This window comes from Azospirillum himalayense (assembly GCF_042657465.1).
Classification (GTDB): Bacteria; Pseudomonadota; Alphaproteobacteria; order Azospirillales; family Azospirillaceae; genus Azospirillum; species Azospirillum himalayense.
The window spans coordinates 1-16,156 of sequence record NZ_JBHSLC010000096.1; the positions used below are offsets into that span (position 1 = coordinate 1).

16 protein-coding genes are annotated in these 16,156 nt (G+C 70.2%); 11 read left to right on the forward strand and 5 right to left on the reverse strand.

Going from position 1 to position 16,156, the window contains the following annotated elements; all coding sequences use genetic code 11:
* Window positions 1-465: 465 nt before the first annotated feature.
* Window positions 466-1,653 (forward strand): arabinose transporter, encoded by a 1,188-nt coding sequence (locus ACFPMG_RS26770; protein WP_417281721.1) that lies wholly within the window; start codon window positions 466-468, stop codon window positions 1,651-1,653.
* Between the two features lie 6 nt (window positions 1,654-1,659).
* On the opposite strand, the gene ACFPMG_RS26775 is transcribed toward ACFPMG_RS26770, so the two are convergent.
* The 3 genes from ACFPMG_RS26775 to ACFPMG_RS26785 form a co-directional block, all read right to left on the reverse strand.
* Window positions 1,660-2,610 (reverse strand): flagellar motor protein MotB, encoded by a 951-nt coding sequence (locus ACFPMG_RS26775; protein ID WP_376998276.1) that lies wholly within the window; start codon window positions 2,608-2,610, stop codon window positions 1,660-1,662.
* 9 nt (window positions 2,611-2,619) lie between these two features.
* Entirely contained in the window at window positions 2,620-3,507 is an 888-nt protein-coding gene (motA, locus tag ACFPMG_RS26780; protein ID WP_109070357.1) for a flagellar motor stator protein MotA, read from the reverse strand.
* A 70-nt stretch (window positions 3,508-3,577) separates the two neighbouring features.
* Window positions 3,578-5,986 carry a hypothetical protein gene (locus ACFPMG_RS26785; RefSeq protein WP_376998277.1) on the reverse strand — a complete coding sequence of 803 codons (2,409 nt, stop codon included), beginning with the start codon at window positions 5,984-5,986 and terminating at the stop codon, window positions 3,578-3,580.
* A gap of 143 nt (window positions 5,987-6,129) precedes the next feature.
* Here ACFPMG_RS26785 and flgF point away from each other — a divergent pair, with 143 nt between their 5' ends.
* The 10 genes from flgF (at window position 6,130) to ACFPMG_RS26835 (ending at window position 14,033) form a co-directional block, all read left to right on the forward strand.
* Window positions 6,130-6,858, forward strand: coding sequence for a flagellar basal-body rod protein FlgF (gene flgF, locus ACFPMG_RS26790; protein ID WP_376998278.1), 729 nt, complete (start codon window positions 6,130-6,132; stop codon window positions 6,856-6,858).
* A gap of 18 nt (window positions 6,859-6,876) precedes the next feature.
* On the forward strand, window positions 6,877-7,662 hold the full coding sequence (gene flgG, locus ACFPMG_RS26795; RefSeq protein ID WP_094305780.1) for a flagellar basal-body rod protein FlgG: 786 nt from the start codon (window positions 6,877-6,879) through the stop codon (window positions 7,660-7,662).
* A 5-nt stretch (window positions 7,663-7,667) separates the two neighbouring features.
* The gene (gene flgA, locus ACFPMG_RS26800; RefSeq protein WP_376998279.1) at window positions 7,668-8,399 is read left to right on the forward strand and encodes a flagellar basal body P-ring formation chaperone FlgA; all 732 of its coding nucleotides are present in this window, start codon (window positions 7,668-7,670) and stop codon (window positions 8,397-8,399) included.
* A 23-nt stretch (window positions 8,400-8,422) separates the two neighbouring features.
* The gene (gene flgH / locus ACFPMG_RS26805) at window positions 8,423-9,166 is read left to right on the forward strand and encodes a flagellar basal body L-ring protein FlgH (protein WP_376998280.1); all 744 of its coding nucleotides are present in this window, start codon (window positions 8,423-8,425) and stop codon (window positions 9,164-9,166) included.
* Between the two features lie 18 nt (window positions 9,167-9,184).
* Window positions 9,185-9,679 carry a hypothetical protein gene (locus ACFPMG_RS26810; protein ID WP_137107356.1) on the forward strand — a complete coding sequence of 165 codons (495 nt, stop codon included), beginning with the start codon at window positions 9,185-9,187 and terminating at the stop codon, window positions 9,677-9,679.
* 211 nt (window positions 9,680-9,890) lie between these two features.
* On the forward strand, window positions 9,891-10,067 hold the full coding sequence (locus tag ACFPMG_RS26815) for a periplasmic nitrate reductase, NapE protein (protein ID WP_376998281.1): 177 nt from the start codon (window positions 9,891-9,893) through the stop codon (window positions 10,065-10,067).
* Between the two features lie 7 nt (window positions 10,068-10,074).
* Window positions 10,075-10,368 carry a chaperone NapD gene (locus tag ACFPMG_RS26820; protein ID WP_376998282.1) on the forward strand — a complete coding sequence of 98 codons (294 nt, stop codon included), beginning with the start codon at window positions 10,075-10,077 and terminating at the stop codon, window positions 10,366-10,368.
* A 43-nt stretch (window positions 10,369-10,411) separates the two neighbouring features.
* Window positions 10,412-12,922 carry a nitrate reductase catalytic subunit NapA gene (gene napA, locus ACFPMG_RS26825; protein ID WP_376998283.1) on the forward strand — a complete coding sequence of 837 codons (2,511 nt, stop codon included), beginning with the start codon at window positions 10,412-10,414 and terminating at the stop codon, window positions 12,920-12,922.
* Between the two features lie 11 nt (window positions 12,923-12,933).
* The gene (locus ACFPMG_RS26830) at window positions 12,934-13,416 is read left to right on the forward strand and encodes a nitrate reductase cytochrome c-type subunit (protein ID WP_035682930.1); all 483 of its coding nucleotides are present in this window, start codon (window positions 12,934-12,936) and stop codon (window positions 13,414-13,416) included.
* A complete protein-coding gene (locus ACFPMG_RS26835; protein WP_035682928.1) occupies window positions 13,413-14,033 on the forward strand; it encodes a NapC/NirT family cytochrome c in 621 nt (206 codons plus the stop codon). The genes ACFPMG_RS26830 and ACFPMG_RS26835 overlap by 4 nt, the downstream gene beginning before the upstream one ends.
* Before the next feature lie 73 nt (window positions 14,034-14,106).
* Here the strand turns inward: ACFPMG_RS26835 and ACFPMG_RS26840 are convergent, their stop codons facing one another.
* A complete protein-coding gene (locus ACFPMG_RS26840) occupies window positions 14,107-14,757 on the reverse strand; it encodes a flagellar hook assembly protein FlgD (RefSeq protein WP_376998284.1) in 651 nt (216 codons plus the stop codon).
* A gap of 15 nt (window positions 14,758-14,772) precedes the next feature.
* Window positions 14,773-16,113, reverse strand: coding sequence for a flagellar hook-length control protein FliK (locus ACFPMG_RS26845; protein WP_376998285.1), 1,341 nt, complete (start codon window positions 16,111-16,113; stop codon window positions 14,773-14,775).
* Window positions 16,114-16,156 lie beyond the last annotated feature (43 nt).

Here is a 16,156-nt window from a genome sequence, read left to right on the forward strand (position 1 = left end):
CCGATGGTACTGCGTCTTAAGACGTGGGAGAGTAGGTCGCCGCCAGGTCACCACGGCACACGCCACACCAGCCAAGGACGTGGACGCAGCAGGCTTCAAGCACACTTGACAATCGGCTTCATGAACGGCAAGGCCGGCGCTTTCCCCCCGTGGGAAGCGCCGGTTTTTCGTTGTGTTTGGGATCTCGATGCTGGCCCCTCGCCATCGCTGTCAGGACGGCCACCGGTCAAGCTGGAGCAAGGCCCGTGATGGCATCCAGGCCAACGCGACCTGTTGCATTTCTCCGCGGGATCGGTACCCTGTTCCGCATCGCCAGCCACGCTGGCCGTAAGCGTTCAACGTCAACCAACGCACTCAACGATCCTCGCCGATCGGAGTGCGTTCGCGTGTTCGGACGGACGGCCATCGGCGAGGACCAGTGTGGAGCACTCCATGGGTCCCCAGCAAAGGCCGGATCATAGGCCGGTGTCGGCGCGCGATCCGGCGCAAGGCCGCCTGATCGTCCTGACCGCCCTCCTCTTCGTCTCCTACCTCTGTGTCGCCCTGTCCCTTCCCGTCGTGCCGCTGTTCGTGGCCGGGGATCTCGGGATGGGCAATGTCTGGGCCGGGCTGGGCGTGGGAAGCGCCTTCCTCGCCACCATCCTCAGCCGCGGCTTCGCCGGAACCGTCTCCGACCGACGGGGCGCCAAGCGCGCGGTCGGGCGGGGGCTGGCCTTCTATGTGGCCGGTGGGCTGGTCTCGATGGCTGCCGGTCCTCTATCCTTCTCGCCATGGGCGGCCTTTTCCGTGCTGGTGGCTGGCCGCCTGCTCATCGGCGTCGGCGAAAGCCTCGTCGGGGTCGGGGTGGTCGCCTGGGGGATCGGCATCGTCGGGCCGCAGCGCTCGGGCCGCGTGCTGGCGCTGATCGGGGCGGCGCTCTACGGCGCCTTCGCGGCGGGCGGACCGCTGGGGTTGGCGCTGCTCGACCGCTTCGGTTTCTCCGGCGTCATGACGGTCAGCGCGCTGCTGCCCGCCCTCGGGCTTCTGGCGATCCGGCGGATGGAGGGCATCCCGGCCCATCCCGACGCCGAGCGTCCGCCCTTCCGCAGCGTGCTCGGGCGGATCTGGCGGCAGGGCGCCATCGTCAGCCTCCAGGGCATCGGCTTCGCCGCCATCGGCGCCTTCTTCTCGCTGCACTTCGTCCGCGAGGGCTGGCCCCACGCCGGGCTCGGCCTGACCGCCTTCGGCCTCGGCTTCGTGCTCGTCCGCTTCGCGCTGGGCCATTTGCCCGACCGCTTCGGCGGGCTGCGCGTGGCGATGGGATCGCTGGGGGTGGAGGCGGTCGGGCAGGCGCTGCTGTGGACCGCGGGCGATCCCGTCACCGCGTTGGCCGGCGCCTTCCTGACCGGGCTCGGCTGCTCGCTGGTCTTCCCTGCCATGGGCCGCGAGGTTGTCCATCTCGTCGAGCCGCCGCTCCGCGGGACCGCGCTCGGCGCCTTCGCGGCGTTCCAGGACGTCGCCTACGGCCTGACCGGACCGTTGGCCGGGCTGCTCGCCGACCGGGTGGGCTACGGCGGCGTCTTCCTGCTGGGGAGCGCCGCCGCCGTGCTGGGTTTCCTGACCACCGTCCAACTGCTCCGCGCGCGGCCGGTGGTGAAGACCAGCCCGACCTGAGGGGGCCTATTCCCCTGCCGCGGCCTTCAGGAGGGTGATGCTGATCCGCCGGTTCTGCGGGGCCAGCGGGTTGGCGGCGTCGAGATGGTCGAGGTCGGCGCGGCCCTCCACCCGGACGATCCGCCGGGCCGGCACGCCGGCGGCGATCAGCTCGCGGCGGGCGGCGTTGGCGCGGTCGCTGGACAGTTCCCAGTTGCCATACTTCGCTCCGTCCGCATAGCCCAGCGCGTCGGTGTGGCCGGTGATGCTGAGGCGGTTGGGCGACGAGGCGACGGCGCCGGCGACCAGCCGCATCAGGCGGCGCCCCTGCTCGTTCATCTGGGCGGAGCCGACGTTGTACATCGACACCTTCGCCTGATCGGTGAGCTGCACGCGCAGGCCGACGGAGGTCTGCTCGATGACGACGCTGCCGGCGAGCGCCCCCAGCTCCGGCATCGTCTCCAGCGCCGTGCGCAGGTCGCGCTCGGCCTTCTCCAAACCCTGCTGCTCGCTCAGCGCTGCGGTCTGGCGGTCGAGCAGGGCCTCCAGCTCGGCCCGCGCGTCGCGGTCGGGCCGGCTTTTGCCGCCGGGCGGGTTGGGCATGGGGTCCTTGCGCCCGGCGGGCTCGCGGTCGCTCTCGCCCAGCGAGGCGACGACGGGCGGCGCGGCCACCGGCACGCTGTGCTCCCCCGGCGCGTTGGGGGTGGACAGCGATCCCGTCTTGTCCACCGCCCGCCCGGCGAGCATGCCGTCGGCGCCCGAATTGGACTGGGACAGGGCCACCGGGTTGAAATAGTCGGCGATGCCCTTGCGCTGCTCCACCGTGGTGATGTTCATCAGCCACATGATCAGGAAGAAGGTCATCATCGCCGTCACGAAGTCGGCGTAGGCCAGCTTCCAGGCGCTGTTGTGCTCCTCCTCCTCCTCGCCGTAGCGGCGCTTGATGATGATCGTCGGCTCGATGCGCTTGCGGGGCATGGCGGGGCCTCAGGCGGGCTGGCTCGCCTCGCGGGCCTTCGCCTGCGAGGAAAGGGTGGTGGCGACCTCGACCTCAGCAAGGCTCGGCTGCGTGTCGGCGAACAGCACCTTGCGGGCGAACTCCGCGCAGACCTGCGGAGGGCTGCCGCGCAGATAGGCGCCCAGCGCGGCGCGCACGCAGATGAACAGCGTCAGCTCCGCCTCGCGGCGATGGCGGGCGGCGGCGGCGATCGGGCCGACCAGACCGTAGGACAGCAACACGCCGAGGAAGGTGCCGGTCAGCGCCCCGCCGATCATGTGGCCAAGCACCTCCGGCGGCTCGCTGATCGCGCTCATGGCGTTGATGACGCCCAGCACGGCGGCGACGATGCCCAGCGCCGGCAGCGCGTCGGCCAGATTCTGCAGCGCCTTCGGCACCTGGTTCAGCTCGCGCCCGATGGTCTCGATCTCCTCGTTCATCAGGGCTTCCAGGTCGTGCGGGTTGTCCTGGCCCAGCGCGATCAGGCGCATGTAGTCGCACAGGAAGGTGACGCAGCGCGGCTGGCGGAAGACCGAGGGGTACTGGGCGAAGATCGGGCTGTCGTCCGGCTTGTCGATGTCGCTTTCGATGTTCGACACGCCCTTGGACTTCGCCTGCCGCAGCAGGGCGTAGAGCAGCGAGATCAGGTCCAGATACTCATCCTTGCTGGTGTGCCGGCCGCGGGCCACCGCGCCGATGGTGCGGACGGTGGCGCGCAGCACCGCCATGGAGTTGGCGATGACGTAGCCGCCGATGCCGGCGCCGACGATGATGACGATTTCCACGGGCTGCCACAGCACGCCCATCCGCCCGCCCATGGCGGCAAAGCCGCCGAGCACGCTCAGGAAGACCGCGACGATTCCGAACAGCAAACGCATGATGTGTGTCCTCCGGCTCGGCCGAAAAGAGGGGGCGGGCTCAAGGAGCCGTCGTGTGGGGCGGGGGCCGTCAGGGTGTTTTCCACCGGCGCACCATGCCGGCCAGCGCGTCGGCGGCGGCGAGCTGGCCGCTGACCGTGGCGCTGGACAGCGGCTTGCCCGCCGGGTCGGGCGGGACGGCCAGGGCGTCGAGCAGACCGGCCCAGCGGGTTCCGGCCAGCGCCTTGCCGTGGCGCTCCGCGGCGGCGGTGACCGCCGCTTCGTCGCCCGCCCGGAAAGCGGCCAGCGCGTGGAAGGCGATGTCGTCCGGCAGGGGCGTGCCCGGCCCGCCCAGCAGCTCGGCGTAGGCGGCGCGGGCTGCCGGCCACTCGCCGGCCCGGAACAGGCTGTCCGCCCGGATGCGCGCCGCGTCGGGGCCGGTCAGGCCGCGCAGCGCGTCGAAGGCGCGCATCGCCTCGCCCTCGGTGGCGAAGGCTTCGGCGCGCAGCAGGGCGCGGCGTTCGGCGGCGGCGGCGTCCGGCGCTGGGCCGGCGGTGTGGTCCAACACGGCCAGCGCCTCCGACCCGCGCCCGGCGTCCAGCAGCACGCGGGCCAGCTCCAGACCGACCGCCGCGCGTTCGGCGCCGCGCGCGGTCTCGGCGACGGTGTGGAGCAGGCGCGCAGCCTCCAGCGTGAAGCCGCCGTGGGCCAGCAGCCGGGCGAGCCGGCGCTGTTGCGTTCCGGCATCGTCGTCGGTCAGCGCCACCGTGCGGCCGTAGCGCACCTGCAGGGACAGCGCGTCGAGCGCGCTGCCCGGGGTCGTCTCCAGATGGCCGATCACCGCGTCGAGGAGCCCCCGCCCGGTGGTCAGCGCCGCGCGCCCGCGCGCCGTCGCGCCGAAGCGGCGGCCGAGCAGGCCGAAGATGTCGAGCGCCGCGTCGATCCGCCCGGCGCGGGTGTAGGCGGCGCCCAGCGCGGCCAGCGCATCCGTCTCGACGTCGCCGCCGCGCCAGGCGTAGCGCAGGCTTTCCAGCTCCGCGATGGCGCCGGGATCGTCCAAAGCGCCGCTGGCCAGCCGCAGCTCGATGGAGCGCACCTGGGCGCGGTGGCCGTAGAGGTTGGGGAGGGCGGCGGCGCGCTTGTAGTGGGTCAGCGCCTCGGCCGTCTCGTTGTGCAGCTCCGCCAGACGCCCGCGGAAGAAGTCGAGCCGCCCGTCGGTGGAGCCAATGCCGTCCAGCGTGATCATCTCCAGCACGATCAGGTTCAGCGACGGGCCGTCCGCCGCCTCACCCGCCGATTCGGCGAGCAGGGTCAGCAGGCGGCCGCGCAGGTCGGCGGGGTAGGACAGCAGCCGCTTCAGCGCGATGGGCAGGCTCGATTTCGCCGCGGCCCAGCGGCTGGGGGCCAGGGTGGCGCTGCGCCAGACGTGATGGTCGGCGGTGGCGGGGGTGGGCTGGGAGCGGACGAACTGGCTGTCGTCGGGATCGGCGGTGCCGTCCAGCGCGCGGAAGGCGTCGCGCAGCAGGCGCAGCTCGTAGCGCTGGTCCGGCCCCGGCGTCAGGCTCTCCGCGGCGTCCAGCGCGGCGCGGCCTTCCTCCGGCAGGGCGCGGGCCAGCGTGAAGCGGGCCATGGCGAGCAGCGCGTCCACCCGCGCGCGGCCCTGGCTCTCGGCGATGCGCTGCTCCAGATGCTGCTTGCGCGCGGGGTAGTCGTCGCCGGCCCAGGCGTCCAGGTCGAAGGCGCGGATCGGCGGGTCGGTCTGGACGGCGGGGGCAGGGGCCTGAGGCGCGGCCGGCGGCACGGCGGCCACCGTCCGGGCGGGCTCCGGCTTCGGTGGCGGGGCAGGGGGTGGGGCCTTGGCGACCGGTTGCGGCGTGGCCGACGGCGGCGGCTGCACCACGGGCGGCGCCTGCACGACTGGCTGCGCTTGGGCGCTGGCGATCGGGATCAGCCGCTCGGCGAGGCTGGTGGACGCTGCTTGGGCGGGCGCTGTTGGGGCCGGCGCCGGTTCGGAAACCGGCGGCGGCGCGATCATCGGAAAGACCGACGCGCCGGGCGCCTCGGCCAGCAGAACGCCTTCGGATGCCGGCACGGGAGCGCCCGGCTTGCGCGCCGGCCGCGGCGGGTCGGTGACGTCGATGAAGGTGATCCGCCGCTCCCGGCGCACGATGACGCGGGCGCCGCAGGGCCAGTCCATGGTCAGGCTGCGTCCCTCCTCCCCGGTCTGGAAGCCGGTCAGGCGCCGCGAATAGGTGCCGTTCAGCGCGTCCAGCGGCCAGGGAACCGCCTGCGAGAAGGCAACGCGCCCGCCGCAGCTTCCCACATCGACCGCCGGGGCGCCCTGCGCGTTGACCAATGCCAGACGCGAGAAATCGGCGTGGTCGCCCGTCTGCACAGTGATGGGGGCGGGAGTGGAGTCCGTGGCGCTCGCGGGCGCCGTCAGGGCGGTGGTGACCGACAGCAGGGCCAGGGAGATGGACAGGGTCCGGCAGGGATGCATCGCGACTGCCCCAAATTTTATCTAAATCGGAATCAAATCCCCCAAGACACCGGTCAGTTCCCGTCGTGGCGCCTCAGGTTGAAACCCGGCTTTAAACTGCATCACCTAGGTTAAGGCGGCGTTCAAACCGAAGGTGTCCGGCGATGGAGAATCCCCTTTACATTGGATTGTCGCGGCAAGTGGCGTTGCGCCGGCAGCTCGATGTCGTGGCGAACAACATCGCCAACATGAACACTGCGGGGTTCCGCGGTGAACGCATGCTGTTCGAAGCGGCGATGGAGCGTGGCGGCATGAAGCCGTCCGACAAGATCGCCTTCACCATCGACCGCGCCACCTACACCGACTTCACCGCCGGCAGCCTGAAGCCGACTGACAACCCCTATGACGTGGCGCTGGATGGCGACGGCTGGCTCCAGGTGCAGACGCCGGACGGCCTGCGCTACACCCGCGACGGGCGGATGCGGCGCGACGTCGACGGGCAGCTCGTGAACGCCGGCGGCTTCCCCTATCTGGACGACAACCAGCAGCCCATCGTCATCCCGGCCGACCGCAGCCGGATGGAGATCGGCAGCGACGGGCTGGTCTCCGCCGACAACGAGATGATCGCCCGGCTGCGCGTCGTCCGCTTCGAAAGCCCGCAGGCGCTGGCCCAGACCGGCGACGTGCTGTTCGACGCCGTGGACGCCCAGCCGCTGCCGGCCCCCGACACCCGGATCATCCAGGGCAAGGTGGAGCAGTCCAACGTCCAGTCCATCGCCGAGATGTCGCGGATGATGGAGCTGACGCGCGACTACCAGTCGGTCACCCGCATGATGGACGACGGGCAGGACCTGCTGCGCTCCGCCATCAACCGCCTCGGCAAATCCGCTTAAAATCAGGAGATTGCGTCCATGCGCGTGCTCAGCATCGCTTCGACCGGCATGATGGCCCAGCAGTTGAACGTCGAGGTCATCTCCAACAACATCGCCAACATCAACACCACCGCCTTCAAGCGCGGGCGCGCCGAGTTCCAGGACCTGATGTACCAGTCGGAACGGCGCCAGGGCAGCCAGTCCACCGATGCCGGCACCATCATCCCGACCGGCATCGAGGTCGGCCTCGGCGTGCGTCCGGGGGCGGTCAACCGCATCAACACGACCGGCAACCTGACCTCCACCGGGAACGAGCTGGACCTCGCCATCGAGGGGCGCGGCTACTTCAACATCCGCATGCCGGCGGGCGAGACCGCCTACACCCGCGCCGGCGGCTTCAAGCTGTCGCCGGAAGGCACCATCGTGACCAGCGACGGCCACCCGGTGCTGCCGGAGGTCACCGTTCCGCAGGGCACGCGGGAGATCGCCGTGAACGCCTCGGGCGAGGTGCAGGCCTTTGTCGACGGGCAGACCCGCCCGCGCGTGCTGGGCCAGCTCGTGATGACCGTGTTCGTCAATGAATCCGGGCTGGAGGCGATGGGCGACAACCTCTACCGCGCCACCCCCGCCTCGGGCGAGCCGCAGGACGGCACCGGCGGGCAGGCGGGCTTCGGCACCATCCGGCAGAAGTATCTGGAATCCTCCAACGTCAACGTCGTCCAGGAGATCACCGAACTCATATCCGCCCAGCGCGCCTACGAGATGAACGCGAAGGTGGTCGAGGCCGGCGACCAGATGGCCTCCACCCTCTCCAACATGCGGTGACCGCCATGCGGCGTTCCGTTCGTCATCTGGCCGGACTCGCGGTCGCTCTGCAGCTGTTTGTCGTGCCCGCCCAGGCGGCGTACCTGTCCGACGGCGAGGGAGCGGTGGAGGCGCTGCTGGCGCAGGAGCTGGCGGCCTCGCTCGGCCCGGCGGTGCCGCCGGACGCGCGGGTGTCGGTGGTGCTGACCGTGCCCTTCTCCGGCCCGGTGGAGGCGGTGCGCGACCTGTCCTACGACCCGCGTGGCGGCCTGATCCGTGCGTTGGTCAGCAGCGACGGGCGCATTCTGGAGATCAAGGCCAAGGCCGAGATCATGGTCGAGGTGCCGGTGCCGACGCGCCGCATCCTGCCCGGCGAAGTGATCGCCGACAGTGATCTGACCACCATCCCGATGCCGCTGGAGCGGTTGAACGGCGCCGTCGTCACCTCGCGCGACAGCTTGGCCGGGCTGGCCAGCCGCCGCCAGCTCTCCGCCGGGCGGCTGATCCAGACCTCCGCGGTCGGCGCCCCGCTGGTGGTTCAGCGCAACAAGCCGGTCAGCCTCGTCTACGAGGACGGGCCCCTGCAGCTGATGGCGCGCGGTCGTGCCCTGCAGGACGGCGGGGTGGGGGAGCTGGTGCGGGTGATGAACGTTGCCAGCAACATCGTCGTCACCGGGACCATCACAGGGCCGCAGACCGTCACCGTCACAGGGCCGCCGGACGCCATGCCGGCCAATGCGGCTCCCGCGAAATTCTGAGTCCAGTCAAGGACACCACCGCCATGCGCACGCTCCCGCCCCGCACCTTGGTTCCGATCCTCGCCCTGACGGTGGCGCTCGCCGGTTGCGGGCGGCTGGCCGACGTGGGGCAGGCGCCGCGCCTGTCGGAGATCTCCAATCCGGCCATGGCGCCGGAGGCGCGCGTCATCTCCATGCCGATGCCGCGCCCCAACACGAACGAGCAGGTGCCGAGTTCGCTGTGGCGCACCGGGTCCCGCGACTTCTTCCGCGACCCGCGGGCCAAGCAGGTGGGCGATCTGCTGACCGTCATCATCAACATCGCCGATCAGGCACAGTTGCAGAACCAGACGCAGCGCCAGCGTTCCAACGCCGAGTCGGCGGGCTTGCCGAACTTCTTCGGGCTGGAGTCGCGGCTGCCCGCCGTGCTGCCCGACGCGGTGGATCCGTCCAGCCTCGTCGACATGGACAGCTCCTCCTCCTCCTCCGGCACCGGGACCATCCAGCGCAACGAGCGCATCGCCATGCGCGCCGCGGCGGTGGTGACCGAGGTGCTGCCCAACGGCAATTTCGTGATCGCCGGTCGGCAGGAGGTGCGGGTGAATTACGAGCTGCGCGAGATGCGCATCGCCGGGGTCATCCGGCCCGAGGACATCACCAACGTGAACACCATCGACTACGACAAGATCGCCGAGGCGCGGATCACCTACGGCGGGCGCGGCCAGATCACCGACGTCCAGCAGCCGCGCTACGGCCAGCAGGTCTTCGACATCATCATGCCCTTCTGAGCGGGGGGAGACGCGACCATGGCGGATCGCCCCGGACCCAGCCGATACTCGGTCTTCGTGCTCTGCGCCGCCCTGGCGGCGGCGGTCGGCTACGGCATCGGGCGCCTGCAACTGACGCTCGGCGCCGAGGAGAAGGCTGTGGAGCAGACGGCCGGCGCCGGGCCGGACCTGCCCACCGACGGCCCTGGCCCCTTCTACGTGGAGGTCGGGCAATTGATGGTGCCGGTGCTGGTGGAAGGCCGCACCAACGCCTTCATCCTGACCCAGATCACCCTGCAGACGGGCAGCGTTGAGCAATCCAACCTGCTGCGCCGCCATCTGCCCCACGCGCGCAACGCCCTGCTTCAGGCCCTGTTCGGCATGGCGGGAGCAGGCGCCTTCGACGGCCCGTCGGTCGATCCCGCCGCCGTCGCCAAATCCCTGAAGCAGGCCGCCGCCGAACAGCTCGGCCCCGATCTGGTGCGCGGCGTGCTGATCGACCGCCTGATGCGCCAGGAAAACACCCGGCTGTAACACGCCCGATCCCGGTTCGCTTCCTCAACCCCTCCCCCGCGCCCAGCGGGGGAGGGGTTTTGCGTTGGCGTGCGGCAAAACGTCCGAAACGACGAAAGTACCGGTACTTAGGGGCTGGGTCGGTGCCGGCACTTGACCTCGGTCAAGCCACTCATGATGCGAAAGGATGAAGCTCCGCGGCGATACCATTCGATCAATCCATGGGACCGCCATGACCGCGCCGCCCGCCCGCACCGCCGATACCGCCGCCCCGACCCGCCGCTTCGAGGGGTTCGTTTTCTTCGCCCTCTCCATCCTGATATGGCCGTTCCTGGCGATCGGGCTGGTCGGGGCCTACGGATTCTCCGTCTGGATGTACCAGATCCTGTCCCACTCCGGCGGGATGTGAGGCGGCCATGCCCAAACTGCACATTTCCAGCCTCGTCATCCAGCACGCGCCGGACCGCACCGCCGCCCTGAAGGAAGTCGTCGCCGCGCTCGACGGCGCCGACTGGCACGCGTCGGAGAACGGCAAGGCCATCGTCACGCTGGAAACCGCGACCGAGGCCGAAGTCCTGGACCGCATCGCCGACATCAACGCCATGGCGGGCGTCCACACCACCACGCTGGTCTACCACCACTACGAGGACGCCGAGCGCTGCGCGGAGCCGATGCCCGCCGACACCGCTCTCGTTCCCCACGCCCATTGACGTCCGTCCAAAAAAAGACGACCCGCCCCAGGAGGCACCCCCTATGTCCCTGACCCGCCGTGATTATTTGAAGGTCCAAGCCGCCGTGACCGCGGCGGCGGCGGCCGGTGTGAGCCTGCCGGCCGCCCTCCAGACTGCCGAGGCCGGCACCCTGACGGCCGGCGCCGACGCCAAGCTCACCTGGTCGAAGGCCCCCTGCCGCTTCTGCGGCACCGGCTGCGGCGTCATGGTCGGCGTGAAGGAGGGGCGCATCGTCGCCACCCACGGCGACGTGAAGGCCGAGGTCAACCGCGGCCTGAACTGCGTGAAGGGCTATTTCCTGTCCAAGATCATGTACGGCGAAGACCGGCTGACCCAGCCGCTGCTGCGCATGAAGGACGGCCAGTTCCACAAGGAAGGCGAATTCACCCCGATCAGCTGGGACCAGGCCTTCGACATCATGGCCACCAAGTGGAAGGAGACCCTGAAGAAGAAGGGCCCGACCGCGGTGGGCATGTTCGGTTCCGGCCAGTGGACGATCATGGAAGGCTACGCCGCCTCCAAGTTCATGAAGGCGGGCCTGCGCTCCAACAACCTGGACCCCAACGCCCGCCACTGCATGGCGTCGGCGGTGGTCGGCTTCATGCGCACCTTCGGCATGGACGAGCCGATGGGCTGCTACGACGACATGGAGCAGGCCGACGCCTTCGTGCTCTGGGGCTCCAACATGGCGGAGATGCACCCCATCCTGTGGACCCGCGTCACCGACCGCCGGCTGACCCATGAGGGCTGCAAGGTCGCCGTCCTGTCCACCTACGAGCACCGCAGCTTCGACCTCGCCGACATCGGTCTGGTCTTCACGCCGCAGTCCGATCTGGCGATCCTCAACTACATCGCCAACCACATCATCAAGACGGGCCGGGTGAACCAGGAGTTCATCGCCAAGCACGTCAACTTCAAGCGCGGCCGCGACGACATCGGCTACGGCCTGCGGCCCGAGCATCCGTTGGAGCAGAAGGCGAAGAACGTCGCCAAGGCCAACGAGTCCGACCCGATCTCCTTCGAGGAGTTCGCGAAGTTCGTCGAGCCCTACACGCTGGAGAAGGCGCACGAGCTGTCGGGCGTGCCGAAGAACCGGCTGGAGGCGCTGGCCGAGCTGTACGCCGACCCGAAGGTGAAGGTCATGTCCTTCTGGACCATGGGCTTCAACCAGCACACCCGCGGCGTCTGGGCCAACAACCTCGTCTACAACATCCATCTGCTGACCGGGAAGATCAGCCAGCCGGGCTGCGGCCCCTTCTCGCTGACCGGCCAGCCCTCGGCCTGCGGCACGGCGCGCGAGGTCGGCACCTTCTCGCACCGGCTGCCCGCCGACATGGTGGTCACCAACCCGGAACACCGCAAGCACGCCGAGGAGATCTGGAAGCTGCCGGAAGGCACGATCCCGGACAAGGTCGGCTACCACGCCGTCCAGCAGGACCGCATGCTGAAGGACGGCAAGCTCAACGCCTACTGGGTCCAGTGCAACAACAACATGCAGACGGCGCCGAACACGGCGAACGAGACCTACCTGGGCTACCGCAACCCGGAAAACTTCATCGTCGTGTCGGACGCCTATCCGACGGTGACAGCGCTGGCCGCCGACCTGATCCTGCCGACGGCCATGTGGGTGGAGAAGGAAGGCGGCTACGGCAACGCGGAGCGCCGCACCCAGGTCTGGCACCAGCTCGTCGGCGCGCCCGGCGAGGCGCGCTCCGACCTTTGGCAGATCATCGAGTTCTCCAAGCGCTTCAAGATCGAGGAGGTGTGGCCGGAGGAGCTGATCGCCAAGAAGCCCGAGGTGCGCGGCAAGACGCTCTACGACGTGCTGTACTGCAACGGTCAGGTCAACGCCTTCCCGCTGTCGGACTGCGACCCGGCCTATGAGAACCGCGAATCGCAGGCCTTCGGCTTCTACGTCCATAAGGGCCTGTTCGAGGAATACGCCGCCTTCGGGCGCGGCCACGGCCACGACCTTGCCCCCTACGACATGTACCACCAGGAGCGCGGCCTGCGCTGGCCGGTGGTGAACGGCAAGGAGACGAAGTGGCGCTACCGCGAGGGCTTCGACCCCTACGTCCCGGCGGGCGAGGGCGTGCGCTTCTACGGCAACAAGGACGGCAAGGCGAACATCTTCGCGCTGCCCTATGAGCCGGCGGCGGAATCGCCGGACAAGGACTACCCGTTCTGGCTCTGCACCGGCCGCGTGGTCGAGCATTGGCACTCCGGCTCCATGACGCTGCGCGTCCCGGAGCTGCGCAAGGCCTTCCCCAACGCCGTCGTCTTCATCCATCCCGACGACGCCAAGGACCTGAACCTGCGGCGCGGGCAGGAGGTGCGCATCGCCTCCCGCCGTGGCGAGGTGCGGGTGCGGGTCGAGACGCGGGGCCGCAACAAGCCGCCGCGGGGCCTCGTCTTCGTGCCCTTCTTCGACCACACGGTGCTCATCAACAAGGTGACGCTGGACGCCACCGACCCGCTGAGCAAGCAGACCGACTTCAAGAAATGCGCGGTCAAGATCATTCCTGTCGCGTGAGGAGCCCGTCCATGAAGACCCGCATCACCTTTGCCGCCCTCGCGCTGGCCGCGGCCATGCCGCTCCTGGTGTCCGGCGTGTTCGCCGCGGACGGGGCCGCCCCCGCGAAGGTTCCCTCCGGCCCGCACCCGATCACCCAGGAGATCCCCGCCGACCCGATGGCGAAGGAGATCACCGACGATCACAAGCGGGCGCGGAACTACGCCGACCAGCCGCCGCTGATCCCGCACGCGATCCGCGACTACCAGATCGACCTCAACATCAACAAGTGCATGACCTGCCATGACCGCAAGAACACCGAGGGCTCGCAGGCCCCGATGATCTCGGTCACCCACTTCCAGGACCGCGACGGCCAGACGCTGGGCGCGGTCAGCCCGCGGCGTTACTTCTGCACCCAGTGCCACGTGCCGCAGACCGACGCCCAGCCGATCACCGGCAACCGCTTCCGCGACATCGACAGCATTCTGGCCGGTGGAAAGGAAGGCGCCAAATGAAAGGCCTTCTGAGTCTCGCCGGACGCTTCTGGCGCGTCTTCTCGCGGCCCAGCGTGCATTTCAGCCTGGGCTTCCTGACGCTGGGCGGCTTCCTGGCCGGCGTGATGTTCTGGGGCGGCTTCAACACCGCCCTGGAGGTCACCAACAAGGAAGCCTTCTGCATCTCCTGCCACGAGATGAAGAACAACCCCTACGAGGAGCTGAAGCAGACCATCCACTTCACCAACCGCTCCGGCGTGCGCGCCACCTGCCCGGACTGCCACGTCCCGCACGACTGGACGCACAAGATCGGCCGCAAGATGCAGGCGTCGAAGGAGGTCTGGGGCAAGATCTTCGGCACCATCGACACCCGCGAGAAGTTCCTCGACAAGCGGCTGGAGCTGGCCACCCACGAATGGGACCGGCTGAAATCCAACAACTCCCTGGAATGCCGCAACTGCCACAGCGCGGAATCCATGGACATCACCCGCCAGAACCCGCGGGCGGCCAAGATGCACGAGACCTACCTGTTCACCGGCGAGCGGACCTGCATCGACTGCCACAAGGGCATCGCCCACCGGCTTCCCGACATGAAGGGCGTCGAGCCCGGCTGGACCGGAACCGTGTCGGCGAAGTGACGCGCCGCTTCGAAACAGAAAGCCCCTTCCTCCGAGACCGGAGGAAGGGGCTTTCGTTTTTTGGAGACGGATATTACGACGCGGACAGGATGTCCGTGCTCTTCACGACGGCGCCGCCCTTCAGGACGAACTGGGTCTCGCCGTTGACGCTGCGCACCTCCTTCACCGTGTCGGTCGTCACGGTGGCGGTGGTCAGCGACGTGCCCGCCTTGTCCTTCGCCGTCACGCGCACGAGGTAGCTGCCGTCCGCGGCGGTGGCGCCGTCGCTGCGCTTGCCGTCCCAGGTGAAGGTCTGACGGCCGGTCTTCGGGCTGCCGGGCGCGCTGTAGATCACCTGCCCGGCGTCGTTCACCACCTCGATCTTCACCGACGCGGCAGCCCCGTCGATGGCGTAGGCCATCTCCGCCTTGCCCTCCGAGAGGCTGATGCGGTCCGACGCGGCCTCCACCTTGCGGCCCAGATAGGCCATGTCCAGCCGCATGCCGCTGTTCTTCAGCGTGTCCAGCACCTGCCCCAGAGTCTGGTTCGTCTGCACGCCCTGTTCCACCGTGGAGAGCTGGGCGAGCTGCGTCATGAATTGGGTGGCGTCCATGGGTGACAGCGGGTCCTGGTTGCGCAGCTGCGCGGTCAGCAGTTTCAGGAACGCCTCGTAATCCACCGTCTGCTTCTTCGCGGCGGCGGAGGGGGGTGTGGTGGCCGTGTTGGTGGCCGCGGTCGTGGTCATGGCGGGTCCTTGCGGCTAGACGGAGATGTCGACGAGGCCGTCGATGGGGCGAGCGGCGCGTTCGGGGGGCAGCGCGCCGGAGGAATCGGCGAGGCGGAAGGCCCGTCCGGGGCCGTCCTCCCGTCCGCCCGTCCCGTTGCCCTGGCCGGAGAAGGCGAAGCCGCGCGGCTCGCCGTCGCCGCGCAGCGAGAAGTTCAGGGTGCCGCCGTCCAGCTCGAAGCCGGCGTCGGACAGGGCGCGCTCCAGATGATGGATGTCCCGGCGCAGCAGGGCCAGAGTCTCCGGGCTTTCGGCCTGGACATGCAGGGCGACGCGGGCGCCGCTCAGTTCGGCGACGACGCGGACGGGGCCGAGCTCCTCCGGCTTCAGGTCGATGTGGAACTCGCCGCCCCCGGCCTCGGCGACGCGCACCAGCTGGCCGGCCACCTGGGCGGCGGGGAGCCGCGCCGCGGTGGTGTCGCCGGGATGCGCCGCGTAATGGGCCGCCGCGTGGGCCGCCGGCGGGGCGAGGGTGGAGGGCGGCGGCGGCGCGCCGACGGGGTCCGCCGGGGAAGGGAGCGCCGACAGGGCTTCCGGTCCGGCCGGCGGGTTGCCGCGTCCCTGCCCCTGGCCCGGATTCTGGCCGGTGCCGCCGTTGGACGCGGTGTTGCCGCCCGCCTGGGCCATCGCCTGCTGAAGCTGGGGGGAGGGAGCCTGCGTCGCGTCGCCCTTGGCGGGCGTCGCGGCATCCTTGGCCTGGAACAGTGGGGCCGAGTCCGGCTTGGCGCCGGAAGCCGGCAGGGAAACGGACGGGGTGGCGGGTGCCGCGGAGTCGGTCGTGGCCTCCGGCGTCGTCCCGGCCGGCCCGGCTTCCGGGATCGCCGCGGCGGTGGGCGCCATGGACAGCGGCGCGGCCGGCGGCTGTGGACCAGGTTGGGCCTGCGGCTGTGGCTGTGGCTGCGGCGCCGCGGCGGCCTCCGCCGGGGGCGCCGCGACGGGAGGCACTGTGGGCAGGCCGGTGGTCGACGGCACCGGCTCCGGCAAGGTTCCGGCCGCCGCGAGGCCCGGCGCCGGCGCCGCCGGCGTCGGCGGAGGTGGGGTCAGCAGCGGCAGGAGTGCCGCCAGGGCGGCGTCGGCGCCGGCCGGCGCGCCACCGGTCTGGGCGCCACCGGTCCGGGGGGCGGCATCGGCCAGGTCGGTGGGTTCACCATCGGGGTCGGCGCCGCCGCGTGCCGCCGCGTCGTCCAGCAGGTCGGCGAAGGGCGTTCCGGACGCCTCGCGCTCGCCCGGCGCGCCGGGGGACGGCGCCGCCGTCGCCTCCGTGGAACGGGCGGGGCGGGGCGGCGGGGCGGCGATGACGTCAGGAAGGCTGGGCATGATGTCTCTTTGTCGGGCAGCCGCTTGTCTGGCAAACCGAAGC